The 18,115-nt window shown below is 33.6% G+C and carries 19 protein-coding genes; 4 read left to right on the top strand and 15 right to left on the bottom strand.

Features of this window, described 5'->3' with window-relative positions; translation table 11 throughout:
• Nucleotides 1-43: 43 nt before the first annotated feature.
• The 13 genes from ACFPH8_RS09920 to hemN all read right to left on the bottom strand — a co-directional run bounded on the left by ACFPH8_RS09920 (nt 44) and on the right by hemN (nt 11,505).
• On the bottom strand, nt 44-895 hold the full coding sequence (locus ACFPH8_RS09920; RefSeq protein WP_376860564.1) for a hypothetical protein: 852 nt from the start codon (nt 893-895) through the stop codon (nt 44-46).
• 169 nt (nt 896-1,064) lie between these two features.
• Nucleotides 1,065-1,463: a hypothetical protein gene (locus tag ACFPH8_RS09915; protein WP_376860562.1), complete on the bottom strand. Its 399-nt coding sequence runs from the start codon at nt 1,461-1,463 to the stop codon at nt 1,065-1,067.
• A gap of 54 nt (nt 1,464-1,517) precedes the next feature.
• Entirely contained in the window at nt 1,518-1,967 is a 450-nt protein-coding gene (locus ACFPH8_RS09910) for a hypothetical protein (RefSeq protein WP_376860560.1), read from the bottom strand.
• A gap of 1 nt (nt 1,968) precedes the next feature.
• Complete coding sequence (locus ACFPH8_RS09905) at nt 1,969-2,751, bottom strand: ABC transporter permease (RefSeq protein WP_248400515.1); 783 nt, start codon at nt 2,749-2,751, stop codon at nt 1,969-1,971.
• On the bottom strand, nt 2,744-3,451 hold the full coding sequence (locus ACFPH8_RS09900) for an ABC transporter ATP-binding protein (protein WP_248400517.1): 708 nt from the start codon (nt 3,449-3,451) through the stop codon (nt 2,744-2,746). The genes ACFPH8_RS09905 and ACFPH8_RS09900 overlap by 8 nt, the downstream gene beginning before the upstream one ends.
• Nucleotides 3,445-4,692 carry a nitrous oxide reductase family maturation protein NosD gene (locus ACFPH8_RS09895; RefSeq protein ID WP_376860798.1) on the bottom strand — a complete coding sequence of 416 codons (1,248 nt, stop codon included), beginning with the start codon at nt 4,690-4,692 and terminating at the stop codon, nt 3,445-3,447. Before ACFPH8_RS09895 ends, ACFPH8_RS09900 begins: the two co-directional genes overlap by 7 nt.
• 40 nt (nt 4,693-4,732) lie before the next feature.
• Nucleotides 4,733-5,158 (bottom strand): nitrous oxide reductase accessory protein NosL, encoded by a 426-nt coding sequence (locus tag ACFPH8_RS09890; RefSeq protein WP_248400519.1) that lies wholly within the window; start codon nt 5,156-5,158, stop codon nt 4,733-4,735.
• Between the two features lie 34 nt (nt 5,159-5,192).
• Nucleotides 5,193-5,813 (bottom strand): hypothetical protein, encoded by a 621-nt coding sequence (locus ACFPH8_RS09885; protein WP_376860557.1) that lies wholly within the window; start codon nt 5,811-5,813, stop codon nt 5,193-5,195.
• 130 nt (nt 5,814-5,943) lie between these two features.
• Complete coding sequence (nosZ, locus tag ACFPH8_RS09880) at nt 5,944-7,902, bottom strand: Sec-dependent nitrous-oxide reductase (RefSeq protein ID WP_376860796.1); 1,959 nt, start codon at nt 7,900-7,902, stop codon at nt 5,944-5,946.
• 28 nt (nt 7,903-7,930) lie between these two features.
• Nucleotides 7,931-8,506 (bottom strand): fasciclin domain-containing protein, encoded by a 576-nt coding sequence (locus ACFPH8_RS09875; RefSeq protein ID WP_248400523.1) that lies wholly within the window; start codon nt 8,504-8,506, stop codon nt 7,931-7,933.
• A 12-nt stretch (nt 8,507-8,518) separates the two neighbouring features.
• Nucleotides 8,519-9,025, bottom strand: a complete 507-nt coding sequence (locus ACFPH8_RS09870) for a c-type cytochrome (protein WP_376860555.1) — start codon at nt 9,023-9,025, stop codon at nt 8,519-8,521.
• Nucleotides 9,026-9,227: 202 nt separating this feature from the next.
• Nucleotides 9,228-10,058: a universal stress protein gene (locus ACFPH8_RS09865; RefSeq protein ID WP_376860553.1), complete on the bottom strand. Its 831-nt coding sequence runs from the start codon at nt 10,056-10,058 to the stop codon at nt 9,228-9,230.
• A gap of 82 nt (nt 10,059-10,140) precedes the next feature.
• A complete protein-coding gene (gene hemN, locus ACFPH8_RS09860) occupies nt 10,141-11,505 on the bottom strand; it encodes an oxygen-independent coproporphyrinogen III oxidase (protein WP_376860551.1) in 1,365 nt (454 codons plus the stop codon).
• 138 nt (nt 11,506-11,643) lie between these two features.
• On the opposite strand from hemN, the gene ACFPH8_RS09855 reads away from it, so the two are divergent.
• From ACFPH8_RS09855 to ACFPH8_RS09840, 4 genes are all read left to right on the top strand, one after another.
• Nucleotides 11,644-12,240, top strand: coding sequence for a superoxide dismutase family protein (locus ACFPH8_RS09855; protein ID WP_248400530.1), 597 nt, complete (start codon nt 11,644-11,646; stop codon nt 12,238-12,240).
• A gap of 90 nt (nt 12,241-12,330) precedes the next feature.
• Nucleotides 12,331-12,864 carry an RNA polymerase sigma factor gene (locus ACFPH8_RS09850; protein WP_248400532.1) on the top strand — a complete coding sequence of 178 codons (534 nt, stop codon included), beginning with the start codon at nt 12,331-12,333 and terminating at the stop codon, nt 12,862-12,864.
• On the top strand, nt 12,864-13,694 hold the full coding sequence (locus tag ACFPH8_RS09845) for an anti-sigma factor (RefSeq protein WP_376860548.1): 831 nt from the start codon (nt 12,864-12,866) through the stop codon (nt 13,692-13,694). The genes ACFPH8_RS09850 and ACFPH8_RS09845 overlap by 1 nt, the downstream gene beginning before the upstream one ends.
• A gap of 9 nt (nt 13,695-13,703) precedes the next feature.
• Nucleotides 13,704-14,375: a hypothetical protein gene (locus ACFPH8_RS09840; protein ID WP_376860546.1), complete on the top strand. Its 672-nt coding sequence runs from the start codon at nt 13,704-13,706 to the stop codon at nt 14,373-14,375.
• Between the two features lie 152 nt (nt 14,376-14,527).
• On the opposite strand, the gene ACFPH8_RS09835 is transcribed toward ACFPH8_RS09840, so the two are convergent.
• A complete protein-coding gene (locus ACFPH8_RS09835) occupies nt 14,528-16,768 on the bottom strand; it encodes a TonB-dependent receptor (protein WP_376860544.1) in 2,241 nt (746 codons plus the stop codon).
• 20 nt (nt 16,769-16,788) lie between these two features.
• Entirely contained in the window at nt 16,789-18,084 is a 1,296-nt protein-coding gene (locus ACFPH8_RS09830; RefSeq protein ID WP_376860542.1) for a tetratricopeptide repeat protein, read from the bottom strand.
• Between the last annotated feature and the right edge of the window lie 31 nt (nt 18,085-18,115).

The raw sequence follows: 18,115 nt of genomic DNA, 5'->3' as shown, positions 1-18,115 counted from the left end.
TAGCCAAAAGCAGGCTATCTATAGGTTTTAAATAAGATTTGAATTAAAATTCAAGTTCCAAATAAAGGCTGCTTTGAATGTTGTCCTCCGTTACATTTTCACCTTTAAGAATTTCACCTTGACCATCCATAAGTTTTAGGTTTAACACCCAATACCCTGTCATAGTTAAGGTTAAATTGGCATGATACAGATTGTCAGAAGAATTGTATGTTAAGTTCGTGTTATTTGGTGAACTATGATTACCCATTCCTGGCATTCTTGGATCTAATGATAGACTGTAATTTTGAACCGCTGGGAAAGACATCATGTTTTCCATTTCATAAACACCCAATACCAACTCATTATTTCCAATAATGGGGTTTGTTGGCGCCACCATGGCAACTACATAACGTTTATCATCACTACCCACAAAACTAGACACATTTTGATCTTCATTTTGCATAACTGTAATGTCTGAAGTAGCTGAATAATCCACGTTATCAATGGTGTAGTTTACCGTTAATGACCAACCTGTTCCATCCGTAAAAGCCATTTGATAAATGATATTTCCTTTGTAAACGGTGTTTTTACCTGGTTCTTTAGTCGGGTTAGCTTTCGGGCAAGAATGTTGCATAGTTGGCATCTGCATTACAGGCATCCAGCTTATAGATGCATTTTCAACATAGTCATTTGTGGTATTATCTTTAATACGAACGCTAATGGCATTATATCCTGTATAAAAACGGCCAGAAGCATTAAATAATTCAATAGTATGTGTGCTATTTGTAAGTTCTTGAACTTTATTAAGGCCTTCCACTTCATTTACAATTGGCGTATCGAAATTCGTGTCATCTTCAGAACATGCCGTTGTGAATAAAGCGATGAATAGTACAGGTAATATATATTTTAATTTCATTTTATATTGTGTTTTGAGTTATGTTTAGCATAGAAATTACCAATACAGATAGTGTAAATAGCTGTCCATGGATTAGAAAAATATGCTAAAATTTGATTATGAAAACTGTGCCTACACCATAATACATGGGTAGAAACAGAAAAACTAGTTGTTTTTTAACACTAAAAAATTAACTAAAATCTGGAGGAGGTGTTTCCACGGATAATGACTGATTGTCAAGCCTTGGTGTGTATGAATAATTAGAAACCGCCACACGATTTACAGTTTCCAATTGATCTGAAATAACATTAATTTCTGAAACGAAGAAGACATCTAAAGTTTGACGTTTAACCGTATTTTGAGCTGGCGATTTACCATCCGTTCCAGTTTCATTTTTAGCTAATTCAGTTTTCAGTTGACACTTTCCGTTACAACCTTGTTGATCATCTTTTTGAATACAAAGGGTTTTTGCAATGAAGTCTTGATTTAAAACAAAATCTGTAACAATAACCAACGAATTAATGTTGTGTGCTAACAAAATTAGAGCAAGCACATGTGCGGTTATTATATGTGAAACTGTTTTAATCATAGGACAAATTTAAGAATTCATCTATTATAATTACATGATAAAAATCACATTTAACTATAAATTAAAATGTTTAAAATACGCCTGAATCAAGTCTTCTAGATTAGTTAAAGACGTTTTAGCCATAATCAAATTATTACTTTCTCGTAACACGCTAATTTCGTCTAACATAGGTACTAACACCACATGTAACTGATCATGTGACGCACCGGTCATGGTACAATTTTTAATAACATAACTGGTTTGTTTGGAAAGTTTATTACCTAATTCTTTATAATTTTCAGATTTCTCAGCTTTGAATTCATTAATGACAGCCTCCATGTTTTTAACACCTTCATGTGTTTCAGCATTCACAAGCCATTTATCTCCATTGTTAAAGGTTAACTGTAAGGTATCTGTTATGGATATTTTATGGCCAATTTCATCCATGTTAGTTGATTTGTTTTCGCTTTTGCAACTTGTAAAAAGCACGACGCATGCCAGTAAAATAAAGAGAATAGGTTTCATATTAAAAGTCTTTTTTCTTGGATTTTTGAACAATACGTAAAACAGGTAAAAGCACCCAAACTACGAGCATGGTAAAGGATACTATTAAGCCGAAACTCGTTCCAAAAAATTGTTTAAAAACGGCTCCCGTGTAACCAAGTAAAGCCGAAATATCAAGTTTTAACAAAATGAGTGTTCGTGATAAATCTACCGGATTTAAAACGGTTCCGATTAATGATAATTTATCAAGAGGGTAATCTTCAAAAAACAATAATGACATTAAGAATAACCCATCATAAATAACGGCAAGAAATAGCCACATCAAGATAGCATAACCAAAGCCTTTAATTTTATTTTCGTTAGAAAGGGCTATATTAAAGGCTAAAGCAGTAAAAATAAGTGTTAAAAACACACCTGTTATGAGCAAGAGACTAAAATCCCAAATGGCATTGGACATAAACAAACCGTAGAATACAAACGGTATTCCGAGTCCTAAAATTAAACTCATAGACAGGGAAATAGCTACACCCAAATATTGTCCTAAAAATATAGATGATCGTTTTAAAGGTTGTGCTAATAGAAGCTCTGTAAATTCTTTAGAATTATAATAATACATAACACCAAAAATAGTCCCAATAAGTGGCACTAAAATAATGATGACATTCATTAGGGTTATAACTGCTTTTGAAAGGTCATTATTAAGAAATAACAACACGATACCTAATAATAAATAAAAAGCAAAATACACGTAACTCCAACGGCTACGCATAAGGTCGTAAAAACTATATTTTAATATTTTAAACATGATTTGTAGTTAAGATGGATGCAATTGCGTGTTCTAAATCTGGTTGATTGGTTTGTGCTTTTAGCGCCGGAATACTGCCTTTAAAATAGATTTTCCCTTCTAAAAGGAAAACGATTTCATCAGAGATTTCTTCCACAAAACTCATAATATGCGATGTAATTAACACCGTTTTACCTTTGGCTTTCTCCGCTTTAATTAGCTCTTTTAATCGGATTAGAGCTATAGGATCTAAACCAGTTGTTGGCTCATCTAAAATAACCAATGGACTATCAAACATAAAAGTTAATAGAATATTTACTTTCTGTTTGGTTCCTCCAGATAGCTGACCGAGTTTTTTATCAATAAAAGGTTCTAATTTAAACATTTGGATTAGAGCCTCTTCGTTGGTTGAATTACCTCTTAAGTCCTTAATCATTTTAATAAGTTCTTTTACCTTTAGGTTACTTGGAAAATTAGCAATTTGAGGTAAATAATCTATTTGCTTTCTGTAATTAGAATCCTTTTTAATAGATTTTCCATGAATAGAAATAGTTCCTTGATCTGGAATAACCATACCTAATATGGATTTAATGAGTGTGGTTTTCCCAGAACCATTAGGTCCTAATACGGCAAAAATACCACCTTCATTAATATCTAAATCTAGACCAATTAGAACGTTATTTTTGCCAAATTTTTTATGTAAATTTTCAACACTTACCATGTTATTTTTTTAATTTTAGGGTTATTATCCAGTAAGTTATCTGGTGTAAATACAGGTGATACTTTTTCAGAGAAATCAATAATATCAATAAATAAACTACGTAGTAAAATAATAGTCTCTGGCGTCCGGTTTACAATATATGAAAAGAGTTTAACAGGTCTGTATGGTACATCACCGACACCATCTTTATCCAAATCATAACCCGTATAATTACTCCAATAATTACCATCAAATTCATTGTCATGCACTTTGCTATTATAGGCCATATCAAAGGAGTTATATAAAAAGTTATTGCCCTTAAACGTGTTTGAATAGCAAGCGCCAAGAACTTTTATAGCCCAGCCGTTACTTATAAAGTTGTTGTTTTCATAGCGGATGCGGTTGGAACCTTCTGTATTAATACCAATAGTGTTTTGTTCAAATGTATTGTACATAATTTCGGCATCATTTATTTCTTTAAGCAATAAACCATAAGACGCCGTTCCCCAATTTTCTCTAAAAATATTGTTATACATTTTTATTTTTTTAGAAAACATAACGGCTACGCCTGCCCCATTTTTTTCAAACAGATTATCTTGATAAATATCATCATTCGAAAACATAAAATGCAATCCGTAACGCACGTTATGAGAACTCACATTATTTTTTATGGTGCAATCATCTGAAAATTCTAAATAAATACCATCACGAACACGCTGCACAATATTATTTTCTATATCAATATTGTGGCTATACCATAATTGAATACCATTTCCAGAGTTATATTCTTCTTTTGCATCGCCAATTATTTTGTTATTACTAATTTTTCCGTTTTTAGATTTTTCAACATAAATTCCAAAAAATAATTTTTCTAATACCAGATTTTTGACAACAAAATTTTCAACACGTTTCAAGCGTATAGCTGCATAATCTGACGTATAACTTGTTCCTACGTTCTTTATAAATAAACCGTCCACTGTAACACTATCCGAAGTAATGGTAATAATTTCGCCTTTCATTTCCCCGTCAATAACGGGATAATCCTTGCCAATAATGGTTAGTGGTTTATTAACGAGTACGTCAATTTCTTTGTAGATTCCTTTTTCAATAATAATAGTATCATTTGCTTGTGCAGCATCAATACCGCCTTGTAGGGTTTTGATATCACAGGTTTTGCAAACTCTAATATTTTGAGAGAAGACTGAATTTCCCACTAGTAATATGAGAATAGCAGCTACTATATGGTGCTTTTTTAATGGCATCATAACATGTTTTAGTGTTTAAATATGTTCGAAATTACTCTTATAGGTGCTCCAATAAAGCATCCCATGTATAAATGTCGCCACCTTGTTCTGCCTGCACTGTTTCCGCTTCTTGTTTGGTTTTAAATGCTGTTAAGAAGGCACCCATAGGACTTGGAACGTTTTTACTAATTAAAAACGTAGCCGTAGTTGCATCAATAAGCGTTTCAGGTTCATTAAAGTGGTTGGTTAAATATAGCTTAATTTCTTCGGTATCAAAATCATCCATAAAATTAACCATGCACTCGGAGGCATCGAATTTGTAAACTTTGCCTTTGTGCGTGACAACCTCGGCTCCGTGTACTTTATCTACTATTGTCATTTTACAGAAATGACATGCATCTTGACCGTAGTTTATAGGTTCTGGTTTTACCGTACACGACGTAATAGTAACGCCAAGAAGTAGTATTAAAATTAATTGTTTCATTAGTGTTTAGTGTTTAATGTTTTTTTCAAATTGTTTACTGGGTCGTTTCCTTTAATGTTGCTTTTCTTCCTAACCAAAAAGCAACAAGGGTTAAAGACATGCCTATAAACATTAAGTATCCTCCAATATGAGGCCATGAATCTACATCAAAATTCAGTAATTTTTGATATCCAATTAAAGGTGGCTTGTAAGACATTGGAGTACCATCTGGGTTTGTAACCTTAATAATGGCATGAGGATCTAAATTACTCCCATAATCAATTAACCAATTATTGAAATCATACATTCCTAATACGCCTAAAATAGACATTAATAAAAACCATCCTAAAAAGAATTTATAGTTTACTTTTTCTAAAAACCCAAGAAATCCAATAACTACACCAAGAATTACCATACCAGTAATAACTTTAGGGAATACTGAAAACTCCCACATCTCTTCAGGTTTCGGTATGGTTTTCATACCAATGTAATGGTTTAAACCATCAATATTTTGAAGATCGAATTCTGTTATACCTTTAATACCATCAATATAAATATCCATGCCTAAAGGTTCCGGATATTGAGGTGCTCCTAGCATAATATTCCAAAGCGGAAATTTAAAAAGTCCCAATAACAACAACGATCCTATTATCATTATAATGCCAGCCTTTTTCATAATATAAAGTTTTTATAATTAACCATTTAGTTAATAGTGATTTAAAAAGAAAGGCGAGAGCGAATCATCTACTCTCGCCTTATTAGGAAAATAAACACTAAAACAAAATTCTCCTATTCTTTAATTTAATTTATTCACCGAGTGACCAAGACAATTCTATATCAGAATCGGCCGGTGATACACGCACGTAACCTTGCATTTCTTGGTGTAATGCTGAACAGAAATCTGTACAATAGAAAGGCCATACACCAACTTGCTGTGGCTCCCATGTTAAGGTTCTTGTTTGACCTGGCATAATTAATAATTCAGCATTATTAGCACCAATCATAGCAAAACCATGTGGTACATCAAAATCCTGCTCCAGGTTGGTTATGTGGAAGAATACTTTATCTCCTACTTTAACGCCTTCAATATTATCTGGTGAGAAGTGGCTACGAATCATGGTCATGTAAACATGTACATTTTTACCATCACGAACTACTTTAGCTTCCCCATCACTTAAGGTTTTACGTGGGTGTTCATTTTCAGATAATTTAAAGAACTTTTCAGATTGGTTCTTAATTATTTCTGCTGGCATTGCTGCAGCGTAGTGCGGCTCACCGTGTGTTGGGAAATCATATAAAAGTTCCATTTTATCGCCTGAAATATCATATAATTGGGCAGAGTGCTCCATTTCAGGTCCCGTTGGTAAATAACGATCTTTTGTAATTTTGTTCATAGCGAACATATACTTACCAAATGGTTTTCTAGAGTTTCCTCCAGGAATTGTTAAGTGACCAACAGAGTAATACGTAGGTTTTCTATCTAACACTTCCCAAGTACCTAATTTCCATTTTACAACTTCAGAAGAAATAAAGAAGGTTGTATAAGCATTTCCTTGTCCATCAAATTCTGTATGTAATGGTCCTAAACCTGGCTGCTCAACTGAACCAGCTAAAACATCTTCAAAATTTAAAATTGGAATTCCATAAGCTTCACCATCAAATTTTTCCTTCTCAATCGCATCAAGCATTTTTGTAAATGAATGCACGGTTAAGTTAGCTGATAATTTACCGTTACCTACAATATATTCTCCAGAAGGATCTACGTCACAACCATGCGGTGATTTAGGTGTTGGTAAAAAGTATACCGCACCTGGAACCTCTGCTGGATTTACAACGCGAACTTCTTTTTTCATAGTTGATGTTGCTGTATGCGTAACATCACTATGTAAATTATGCGCATAATTTGCTGGCATCATTGTACCACCGCCATTATTTACATATTCTTCAATTTTTTTCCAGTTAATGGCTGCAATAAAATCTTTATCGTTTTGAGATGCATTCACCTCTAATAAAGAGTTTGCTTCCTCTGTATTATAAGTTGTGAAGAAAAACCATCCATGAGATTTCCCACGACCAGGGTGCGATAAGTCATAGTTAAAACCTGGCATTAATATTTGGAATTTAATATCCATATGACCATGTTCTGGATCTACACTAATGAAGGTTAAGGCTCCTTTAAAGTTTCCTTTATAATCTTTTATTGACATATCACGCTGTGGTACTGGAACAGAAAAACGCGTTCCTGCAACTACATACTCCGTGTTTTCAGTAATAAAAGACGAACTGTGGTTACCTGCACTATTTGGAACTTCAATAATTTCTTCAGTTTCAAATGTTTTTAAACTAATTCTGGCAATACGTGGCGTATTATTTCCATTAATAAAAATCCAACGGCCATCTAATTCACCATTTGTTTGTGAAATATCTGGGTGATGCGAATCATCCCAAGGAATAAAACCATAAGATGTTTCTAGCATTGGTTTGGTTTCTTCAGAATAACCATAACCGTTGGTTGGAAACTGCGAGAAAACTGGAATTTCCTTAAACATACGTCCAGAAGGTAATCCATAAACTGTTAAGTTTCCACTATAACCTCCCGACATGAAAGCATAATGCGAATCATGCTCACCAGGAGCTACGTACACCTTTTCAGCCGCACTAGAGCCTAATGCCCCTTTGTTTGATGTTTGCGTTGAATTATTACAACTTGTAAAGGCAAGTGCCGCAACCATCAATCCTATTGATAATTTAAATTTATTTTTCATCATTTATTTAGTTTTAAGTGTTTTCTAATTATTCTGTTGGTGGCAACAATACTTTGTCAATTACATGAACAATACCATTTCCTGCTGGAATGCTTGCTAATATTTTAGCGCCTCCAATCATAGGTTCACCGTCAATAACTTCTACTGTCAAACTTTGATTGTTTGCTTGACCCAGTTTTTTGAACTTGGTTAAAAATTCTTTAGAATAGTTACCTGGGGTTACATGGTACTTCAAAATATTTGCTAAAGCATCCTTGTTTTCAGGTTTCAACAAATCTTCAACAGTTCCTGCTGGCAAAGCTGCAAACGCTTCATTTGTTGGTGCAAAAACCATTAAAGGTCCTGCATTAACAAGTGCATTTTCTAATTGTGCAGCTTGAACCGCAGCAACTAGTGTTGTATGGTCTGGGGAACCTATTGCTATTTGTAATACATTTGGAGTTGATCCATCATCTTCAATAAAAGCTTGACCAGTTCGTTCTGTTGTTTCTGTAGCTGCTGGTTTGTCAGCTTCAACCGAAGTCCCTTCAGCGTTTTCATTCTTACAGCCTAAAAAAAGTGATAAGCAAAAGGCCGAAAGCATTAGTTTTTTAATTGGCTTCATAGTTTTTGGTTATTATAAGGTTCTAAAATATTCTAATACAGCTCTAGCCTCCTCTTCCGTAAGGTTCTGATTAGCCATTGGAGACCCATTAAATTCCATTAATAATTCTTTAGATAATGGATCTTCTTTAACCATTTGTTCAGGATTCAAAATCATGTTCATAACCCATTCTGGCGTTCTGCGCTCCAAAATACCTGTTGGTGCAGGTCCAATAAATTTCTTGTCAACCCTATGGCAAGCGGTACACATTTTTTGGTAAATGTCAGCACCTTTATCAGCCATGGCCTGATCTATATTAGCATCCAAAGTTAGCGAGGTAATTGGCCCAACACCTTTACTAGTTAAGTCAACGCGTTTAGAAGGCGGTACTACCGCTTCTTTTGGTGTTGTAGTTGTTGTTTCTGTTTTAGGAGCTTTTTTGTCATAAGAAAAAGTTTCTTTTTTCTTCTCTTCCTTTCCGCCGCAACCAATTAAAGCGATTGCGAATAATAATGTCATTAGTTTTAGTGATGTTCTCATAGTGTATTTAAAATTTATAGGTCAAAAGTAAGATTAAAGTCTTTTAAAAAATATGATAAAAATCATATTTCGGATATATTTATCCTATTTGTATATCAACCTGATTTATACATTTATAAGATAGCTAAAAAAACAAAAAGAGCCAAATTTTACGTTTGGCTCTTTCTGTGACTAAAAAAATATTATGAAATTACTATGAAAATTAAATTTTAAATGTCATAACAGGTAATGTTGAGTGATTGGCAACATCCTCGGAAATACTTCCTTCGAAAAAATGGGCAATACCTTTTCTTCCATGCGTTGCTACAGCAACCAAATCAGCACCAATAAGATTAGCGAAGTTTGAGATCCCTTGCTCAACTGTATAATCACTAACATAAGTTACTTTTGAAAGGCTCTCTAAATCGCCTTCCGCCTTTTTAAGGAAGGTTACAATCTTACCTTCCATTTCTGCGGTGCTTTTAAAGTTTTCTCCAGGTAAATTAACATAAACCAAATTCATATTGGCCTGTAAGGTGTTGCACATTTCTTTAGCTTTCAAGTAAGCAGAAACAGAATCGTCTGAAAAATCCGATGCAAAAACAATAGTTTCAAATTCGGTTAAAATAGGATTATGCTTAATAACCAAAACAGGTATATCTGAATAGCGAACTACCTTTTCGGTATTAGAACCCACAAAATATTCCTTAATTCCACTGCTACCTTGAGATCCCATGATAATTAAATCTGCTTGGTTTGCTTTAGCAACCTCATTCACTTCTCTAAATACTTTAAAGTGCTTTACAATTGGTGTAACTTTTACACCTTCTAAATAAGATTTATCTAAAAATTCTGTGAAACGTTTTTCCGCTAGTTTTATAAAAAACACGGACTCCATTTGGCCATCAGAGCCTTTGGTTAAAATAGCATCGGACATTTCAAGCATGTGTAATGCTAAAATTTCAGCATTATTTTTTTTGGCTAAAATGGCTGCTGTTTCTAATGCGTATTCCGAATATTCTGAAAAATCTATCGGTACAATTATTTTTTTCATGATGTGGTAATTTTTTTAAAAACGAAAACAAATTGTTAAAACGTTTTTGGGTTGATTATGATTTAATTGATATCGTTTAATTTCAAATGGTCATTGAAAATAATTGTGATTCAGGTTGTTTTCTCTGAAGCAACAAGTCGAAAGCCATACATACATTTCTAACATAAGGCTTTCCTTTTTCTTTGACCGTAATTGAATCCGTATTTATAAGTATTAAACCATCTGTTTCCAATTCTTTTAATTGAACTAAAACATCTGGTAACTCTTTAAAATAATTTGAATTTAAGCTCCATTTGGTTTCAAAATGGCACATGAGGTTTAAAATATGACGTCTAATTATTAAGTCCTCTGAGTTTAAAATATGACCTCTAAACACCGGAATAACATCGGTATCTAAACGCTTGTAATAATCTTCAATTTTCTTTTCATTTTGTGCAAAACCATACCAACTATCGCTAATAGCCGAAACGCCTAAACCTACCATAATTTGCGTCTTACTAGCAGTATAGCCCATAAAATTTCGATGTAGTTTTTTGGTCTCTGTAGCTTGATATAAACTATCCGTTTTTAAGGCGAAATGATCCATACCAATTTCCACATACCCACAAGCATCTAATTCTTCCTTTCCTAATTCATATTGCTTACGTTTGCTTTCTGCTGAAGGCAAATCGCTATCCTTAAAACCGCGCTGTCCATTTCCTTTTATCCATGGCACATGCGCATAACTATAAAAAGCAATGCGGTCTGGCATTAATGCTTTGGTTTTACTAATTGTTTCAGCAACATGAGCTTCTGTTTGAAACGGTAACCCAAAAATAATATCATGACTTACTGATGTATAACCTATTTCACGGGCTTCTTCTGTAACACGTTTCACGTTTTCAAAAGGTTGAATTCTATGAATAGCTTTCTGCACTGTTTCATTATAGTCTTGAACACCGTAACTCACCCGGCGAAAACCTAAATTATATAATGTTTGTAAATGTGCTTTCGTTGTATTATTTGGATGACCTTCAAAACTGAATTCGTAATTCTCTGCTTTTTTAGCCATGGCAAAAATGCCATTAATGAGTCGTTCTAAATTTTTAGGCGAAAAAAAAGTGGGTGTTCCACCACCTAAATGCAACTCTTTAATTTGAGGTGTGTTTCCTAATAATTCCACATAGAGTCGCCATTCCTTTAACACATAATTTATGTAAGGAGATTCTACTTCATGTCTAGTAGTAATGCGTTTGTTACATCCACAGAAGGTGCATAAACTTTCACAAAACGGTAAATGTATATACAGGCTAATACCTTCACTTTCATTACTTTCATTAAAGGATTTTTTTAAGCTATTTTCCCATTTGCCAATGGAAAAGGTAGCATCATCCCAATATGGAACCGTTGGATAGCTAGTGTATCTCGGACCCGCTACATTATATTTGTTTACTAGTACCTTTGTCATACCTCTCTAAATAATAAGCAAAACTAAAATCTTTTACACGATTAAAATATGATAATTATCATACAATAAAGTCCGTGTATTTCATTTTAAGTAAAAAAATATGTAACTTTCGGATAAACACAAAAACAAATAAATCAGATGAAAAAATTAAGCCTTTTAGCGCTTGTAGTTACTTTAGCTTTTGCTACAAGCTGTAAAAATGATAAAAAAGAAAATACAGAAATGGAAAACACAGAAACCGAAGTGGTTACTGAAACCATGACTGAAGAAGCCGTTGTAACTGCTAAAAAAGTAACGGCTGAGTTAAACGCAAAAAGCGGTAGTAATGTTACTGGAAATGTGGTTTTTAAAGAAGAAAATGGAACGGTTTCCATGACAGCTATTGTAAGTGGATTAGAGCCTGGTATGCATGCTATTCATTTACACGAAACAGCAGATTGTTCATCAGATGATGGAACCTCATCAGGAGGCCATTGGAATCCAACAGGCGAACCTCACGGAAAATGGGGTGATGCAGCAGGCTATCATAAAGGAGATATTGGTAACCTAGAAGCGGATGAAAAAGGAAATGCTACTATTTCAATGAGCACAGACGAATGGTGTATTGGCTGTGGCGATCCAGCCAAAGATATTATTGGAAAAGCAGTAATTGTGCATAAAGGTGTAGATGATTTTACAACACAACCTACTGGAGATGCTGGAGCACGTGTTAGTTGTGCTGGTATTATTGAATAAAACAATACTAAAATAATAATTAAAAGGCTGCCTTGTGCAGCTTTTTTTATTGCTAATTATTTCCTAATTTGGACACTTAATACAAACTATATGCAGTTAGAAACTTTGGTTTCACAATTTCAAGACAAAAACGAAAAAGCATTTGAAACGCTTTACAATATGTATAGCGAAAGTATGCATGGTGTTATTTATAATATTGTTCGTGATAATGACCTTGCAGAAGAAGTCATGCAAGATGTCTTTATTAAGGCTTGGAACAATTCAGCTTCATATTCTTCAAAAAAAGGACGTTTTTTTACTTGGATTCTCAATATCGCTAGAAATGCCGCTATTGATAAAACACGATCTAAAACCTTTAAGAATTCGAAAAAAAACCTTCAAGCCGATTTTTTCGTAGATATATTAGAAGATCAGGATAGCTTAAATGATAAAACAAATGCTATCGGTATTAAAAAATTTGTAGACAAATTAGCAAAAAAGTGTATTGAGGTAATCGAGTTATTATACTTTAAAGGCTATACACAAAAAGAAGCTTCTGAAACTTTAGATATGCCCATTGGCACGATTAAAACCAGAAACAGAAATTGCATCAATGAGCTACGAATTATGTTAGACGTAAATTAATGACAAATCAAGAATACATAGAATCTGGAATTTTAGAGCTGTATATAGCTGGTAGTCTTTCTGATGAAGAAAACGAAGCAGTTTATAACCAACTCCTTGAAAATCCTGACTTATTAGACGAGGTTTTAAAAATTGAAGCTGCCGTTATGCAACTTACTGCAGCTGTTTCTCCTTCGGACTCCAAACACTTATTTAAGGCTGTTAAAGAAAAATTAGGCTTGGATACGGATGCGGATTCTAAAGTGATTCCGCTACATCAACCTAAAACAAATTACTTGGCATATTCTGGCTGGGCAGCATCTGTGTTGCTAGCTGTAGGTTTAATGTACTTCTTTAATCAAAATAACACATTAAAATCTGATATTCAAGTTGTTGAAACAGAATTACAAAAACAAACTATTGATAATACCTTATTAGAAGAGCGTATAACTAAAACCACCGCAAACTTAACGGAAGCTCAAAAATTATTATCGGTTATACGGGATAAAGATATTCTTTCTATTCCGCTTGCAGGTCAAGCTGTTTCGCCAGAATCTTATGCTAATGTATATTGGGATAAAGAGGGCAACACGGTTTATTTAGATGTGCAAGGTTTACCTGAACCTCCGGCTGGAAAAGTATACCAAGTATGGTCCTTAACCTTAAATCCACTTGCTCCTACTAGTCTAGGAACAATAGACAACTTTACCAGCAATACCAACAAAATATTTACCATAGAAAATGCCAATCAATCGGAAGCATTTGGAATTACATTAGAGCCTGCGGGCGGCAGTCCAACGCCAACTATGGAACAATTGTATACGCTTGGTGCTGTTACTTCAGAATCTTAATATTCATAAATGAAAATTAAACTTTTACTATTCTTAATACTTCCATTTTTTAGTTTTTCGCAAAAAACCTATCGCTTTGATTATATGCTGACTTATGAGTTGGCTATTTTTAAAAAAGACACTATTAAGAAACAAGTTATGTATCTAACAAACTCTAAAGATAATAGCTATTTTGTAGAGATTGCGGTTGACGAAAAAAAACAATATAATATTCTTTTTAAAGTGCATGATTCTTTTGCCGCAGATGTTATAACCACTATTGCCGAATTTAACAAAGCTGAATTTATAAATATACCTTGCGAGTATTTAAGGGATTACAGTAATTCAAAAAAAAATGTTGCGGACATGTATGATTATAATATTTTGAATGACACCTTAATGGAAGGCCAAAATCATCAAAATTATCGCTTCAGAAGTACTTATAGTTCAAAAAAACGTTTAAGAAAACGTGCTGGTTTCAATGTGTATATTATAGATTCTTCGCTGGGCGAACATGCACCCATTTTAACACACCCTACTGCTTATCACAAATGGAAAACGCATAACATTAATTTGCCTCAAGGCATCTACATAAAAAAGCTTTTTTATAACGAATATGATGTTTTAACTGAAGTGTTGAGTTTAACTTCTAGTTTTAAGATTGATAAAAAAATTGTTATTACTGGCACTTGCCACTTTTAATAGCTATTAGGTCTAGCGTATTTTACATCTAGCAAAATCTATAAAACAAAAAGCGCCTGTATAAAACAGACGCCCACAAACTAACAAAAACACTAAACAAACTGCTCAAAAAAACAAGCAGTTTGCTAGCAATTCTTATCATCAACAAACACTTAAAACTTGTAACTCACAATTCCTTTAATAAAAAACGGTGTACCAGGTGTAAAGGTAATTTCTTCCACAGGATCAATTTCATTTTGTAATCGCGTTTCTGTCGCAAATTGTGTTTCGTTCCATTCCGTATCAAATAGATTTTCAATGGCTACACCAACACTAATATTTTTATTGAAGGCGTAATTCATATTTAAATCGGTTACAAAATAACCTGTAGCAACAATTGAGTTATCCTCATTAGCTGGCCTATCATCAATATATCGGTAACGAATTCCTGCAGAAAAACCATTTAAATCATTAATGGATAAACCCCCTGTTAGTGTAAAATCTGGTGCTAATGGAATATAGTCCGCACCACTTGGTTCATCCACACTTCTGGCATGGGTTAAAGTTGCGTCTGTATCAAAATACAACCAATTTGTAAATTGGTAACGAAGTCCTAAATCTAACCCATAACGTTCTGATTTTCCACTAGGCTCTACAACGCCTGCATCTCCTACATATACAAACTCTTGCTCTGAAAACAAATACCACAATGCTGTATTAACCACCATTTTTGGGAATGGTTTCCAAATAGCGCCTAAATCGGCACCGTAAGCTCTTGGTAAAATTTCTTCACCATTTTGCGCAACAACTACGCGCGCATCATTGGAATGGAAGCCTATTCCTGATTTTAAAAATATTTGTAAGTTTTCATTTTGATTATAAAAGAAATTCAATTTTGGACTTACTGTTGTTTTTGTTTCAGATAGTGTTTCATATTCTGCCACCAATGCATCGTTATACATAAATTTAAAATAGTCCAAACGTAAAGCTGGTGCTATAATAAATTTGTTCAGCTTAAATTCAGCATTAACATATCCAAACATATTGGTTTCGTTTACATTTCCTAAGGCTAAATAATTGAGTGTTTCGTTTCGGTTTAAGGTATGAGAAAGCTCTACATCATTAACCATATCATAACGCATACCAAAACCAGATGTAATTTTGGTATCTACTTCACCTACATGTGTGTCCTTTATGAAAGCGGTATTAAACCCGAAAACATCACGACTTTCAAATTGCTTAATCTGATCGCCATTAATAGGGTCTTCTAAAAAGAAGGTGAAATTGGAATACAACTCAAAACCATATTTAGAGTAAAATACATTGGATTTAAATTGCAAGTCGTTATCTAAAATAGATTCATAAGCAACATTCACATTACTTCTTGAGGTGTTTCCACCTTCGGTATCATCAATAGAACCGAATCGTGAAATTAGCCCACTATCTACAGCGCGTTGTGGGATTTGCCCGGAAGCATCCCAACGACTTGTAAAATGTGAAACCGTTAGGGACAATTTATCATTACCTTTTAAATAGGAACTGAATTTTCCAAATAAATTTAAACGATTGAAATTTTGAGGCGAATCATAAGGACCATCAAACTCAATATATTCCAATGCCACATAAGCATTAGAGCGTTTGTTGTTTTTCAATAAATCAAACATACCTAATGTTCTTATTGAGTTAAATTGCCCGAAACTTAAACTAACTTCACTTCCATTAATATTATCTTTCGTGTTAAAATCTACATATCCCGCAGTTGCAAAATCACCTTTATTAGCATAATATGGTCCTTTACCAAAATTAATATTATTGATGGTTTCCGGAATTACAAAATGTAAATCGCTATACCCTTGACCATGTGCGTGAGACACCATATTTACTGGCATTCCGTCTACAGACAAACTTATATCAGTTCCGTGATCTATATCAAAACCACGTAAAAATATTTGCTCGGCTTTTCCACCTCCGGCATGTTGACCAATAATTAATCCTGGTACTTTACGTAATATTTCTTGTGATGAGTTTACAGGATTGGTTTCCAAATCTACTCTGGCAATACTGTTCATGGCATTTACCTGTTCGGTAATAACTAATTCATTTAAAAGAATTGTTTTACTCTTTAAAACAACTTGAACACCATTTTTTATATGATCTTGATTGAGAATAACAGACATTTTTTCATAACCTAATAAACCGATGGTTAAAGAATCGCCTTGATTATTATTTTCTATGATAAACGTTCCGTTTGATAATGTGTGCGCGTGACTAGAGGTGTTAACATTATATACATAAGCGTTTTCAATAGGTTGTCCTTCATCATCATGTACAACACCTTTTACCGTTTGAGCATGAGCTATTTGAGTCATGATAAACACGGCAAATAAATATTTAATTACTGTTTTAGTTAGCATAATTGGTTTGGTCTAATAGGTTAGATTCTTGAAATTTCTTGAGATAAAACAGGTCCTAATTCATACGAACTAGACTCCAATTCGGGTTTTAGTTTTTGCGCTTTTTCAGTTAATCCATTTGCCTTATAAATTAGGGCTAAATGATAAATGGCAAGAGGTTCAAAAGTATTACCAATAACGAACTCTTCCATAATACTTAACGCTTTTTTAACATTTCCGTTTTTATAATAACTCCATGCTAATAAATCATAGGACATAGCCGTTGGACGGTTTTGAATTTCTTTCTTTGCCAATTGTAAAGCAGCTTCATGTTGATCTTCAAAGTCCACAAAAAGTTCAATATTATACGCATTATACATATCTCCATAAGAGTCATTTGAAACCAAGGCTAAATACATATCAATATTACCTTCTTTGGCTTGTTTGTTTTTCATGAAATCCGCAATTTCAGCTTTCAATAAATACAAATCTGGCACTTGGTAATTTTGCGTTAAGGTGTTTAAAATACGTGTGGCTTCTTCTGGATTTCTTTCATAGGAATACACAATCCAAGCAATTCCTTTTTTAGCATAAGCATCATTTGGATTAATGGCAAGTGCTTTTAAATAATAATTATAAGAATCCTTTATTTTTCCAGCATGCCCATAAAAGTCGGCCAAATTGGTGTAAGCCCATTCTTTAGAGCTATTAATATTAGCACTTTCTGCCATAGCTGTGGCTTGTTCCATATACTTTATGGCTGAATCCAAATCGCCTTGATGATCGCTCCATTTTGACAAGCGAATTAAATAATCAAAATCACTAAAATCTTTTATACGTTCCAAATACGTTTTTGCTGCAGCTACATTACCAAGTTCTAACTCTACATCAAAAAGCATTTTATACGTAGCTTCTATGTTTTCACCATTAGTTTTAGCTTTTTCCAGCATTGTTTTTGCTTCACGAAAACGGTGTTGAGAAATATAATTTCGCGATAGTGAACGCAAATAACCTACGTTATTATAATTGGTGTGTTCATTTACTGCTTTTAAATTTTTTTCGGCTAAAATTAAATGTTCAACCTTTCCTGTTATGGTAAATAATCGAGAATGAGACGCTGCAATTTTAGCTACATAAGGATATTGCGATGGTTCTTTTTCTAGCTTTTTTTCCCAAAATAAAAGGTCCTTTTCAGCTTTTTGCAACGCATCATTCTCGACTAATTCTAAATAACTATTGTAATCTGTTTTTTCGGTTATTGCTTTGGGTTGGTTGTCACAACTTGTAACAATAAGCATGCAAACAAATAATCCGATATATTGTTTTAAAGTTTTCATGTGTTGATGTTGTTAGTTTTGTTTGTTTGTT

This window comes from Bizionia hallyeonensis (genome assembly GCF_042657385.1).
Taxonomy (GTDB): Bacteria; Bacteroidota; Bacteroidia; order Flavobacteriales; family Flavobacteriaceae; genus Algorimicrobium; species Algorimicrobium hallyeonense.
The sequence above is the reverse complement of the archived record's forward strand: the minus strand, read 5'-3'. Positions and strand labels throughout refer to the sequence as shown.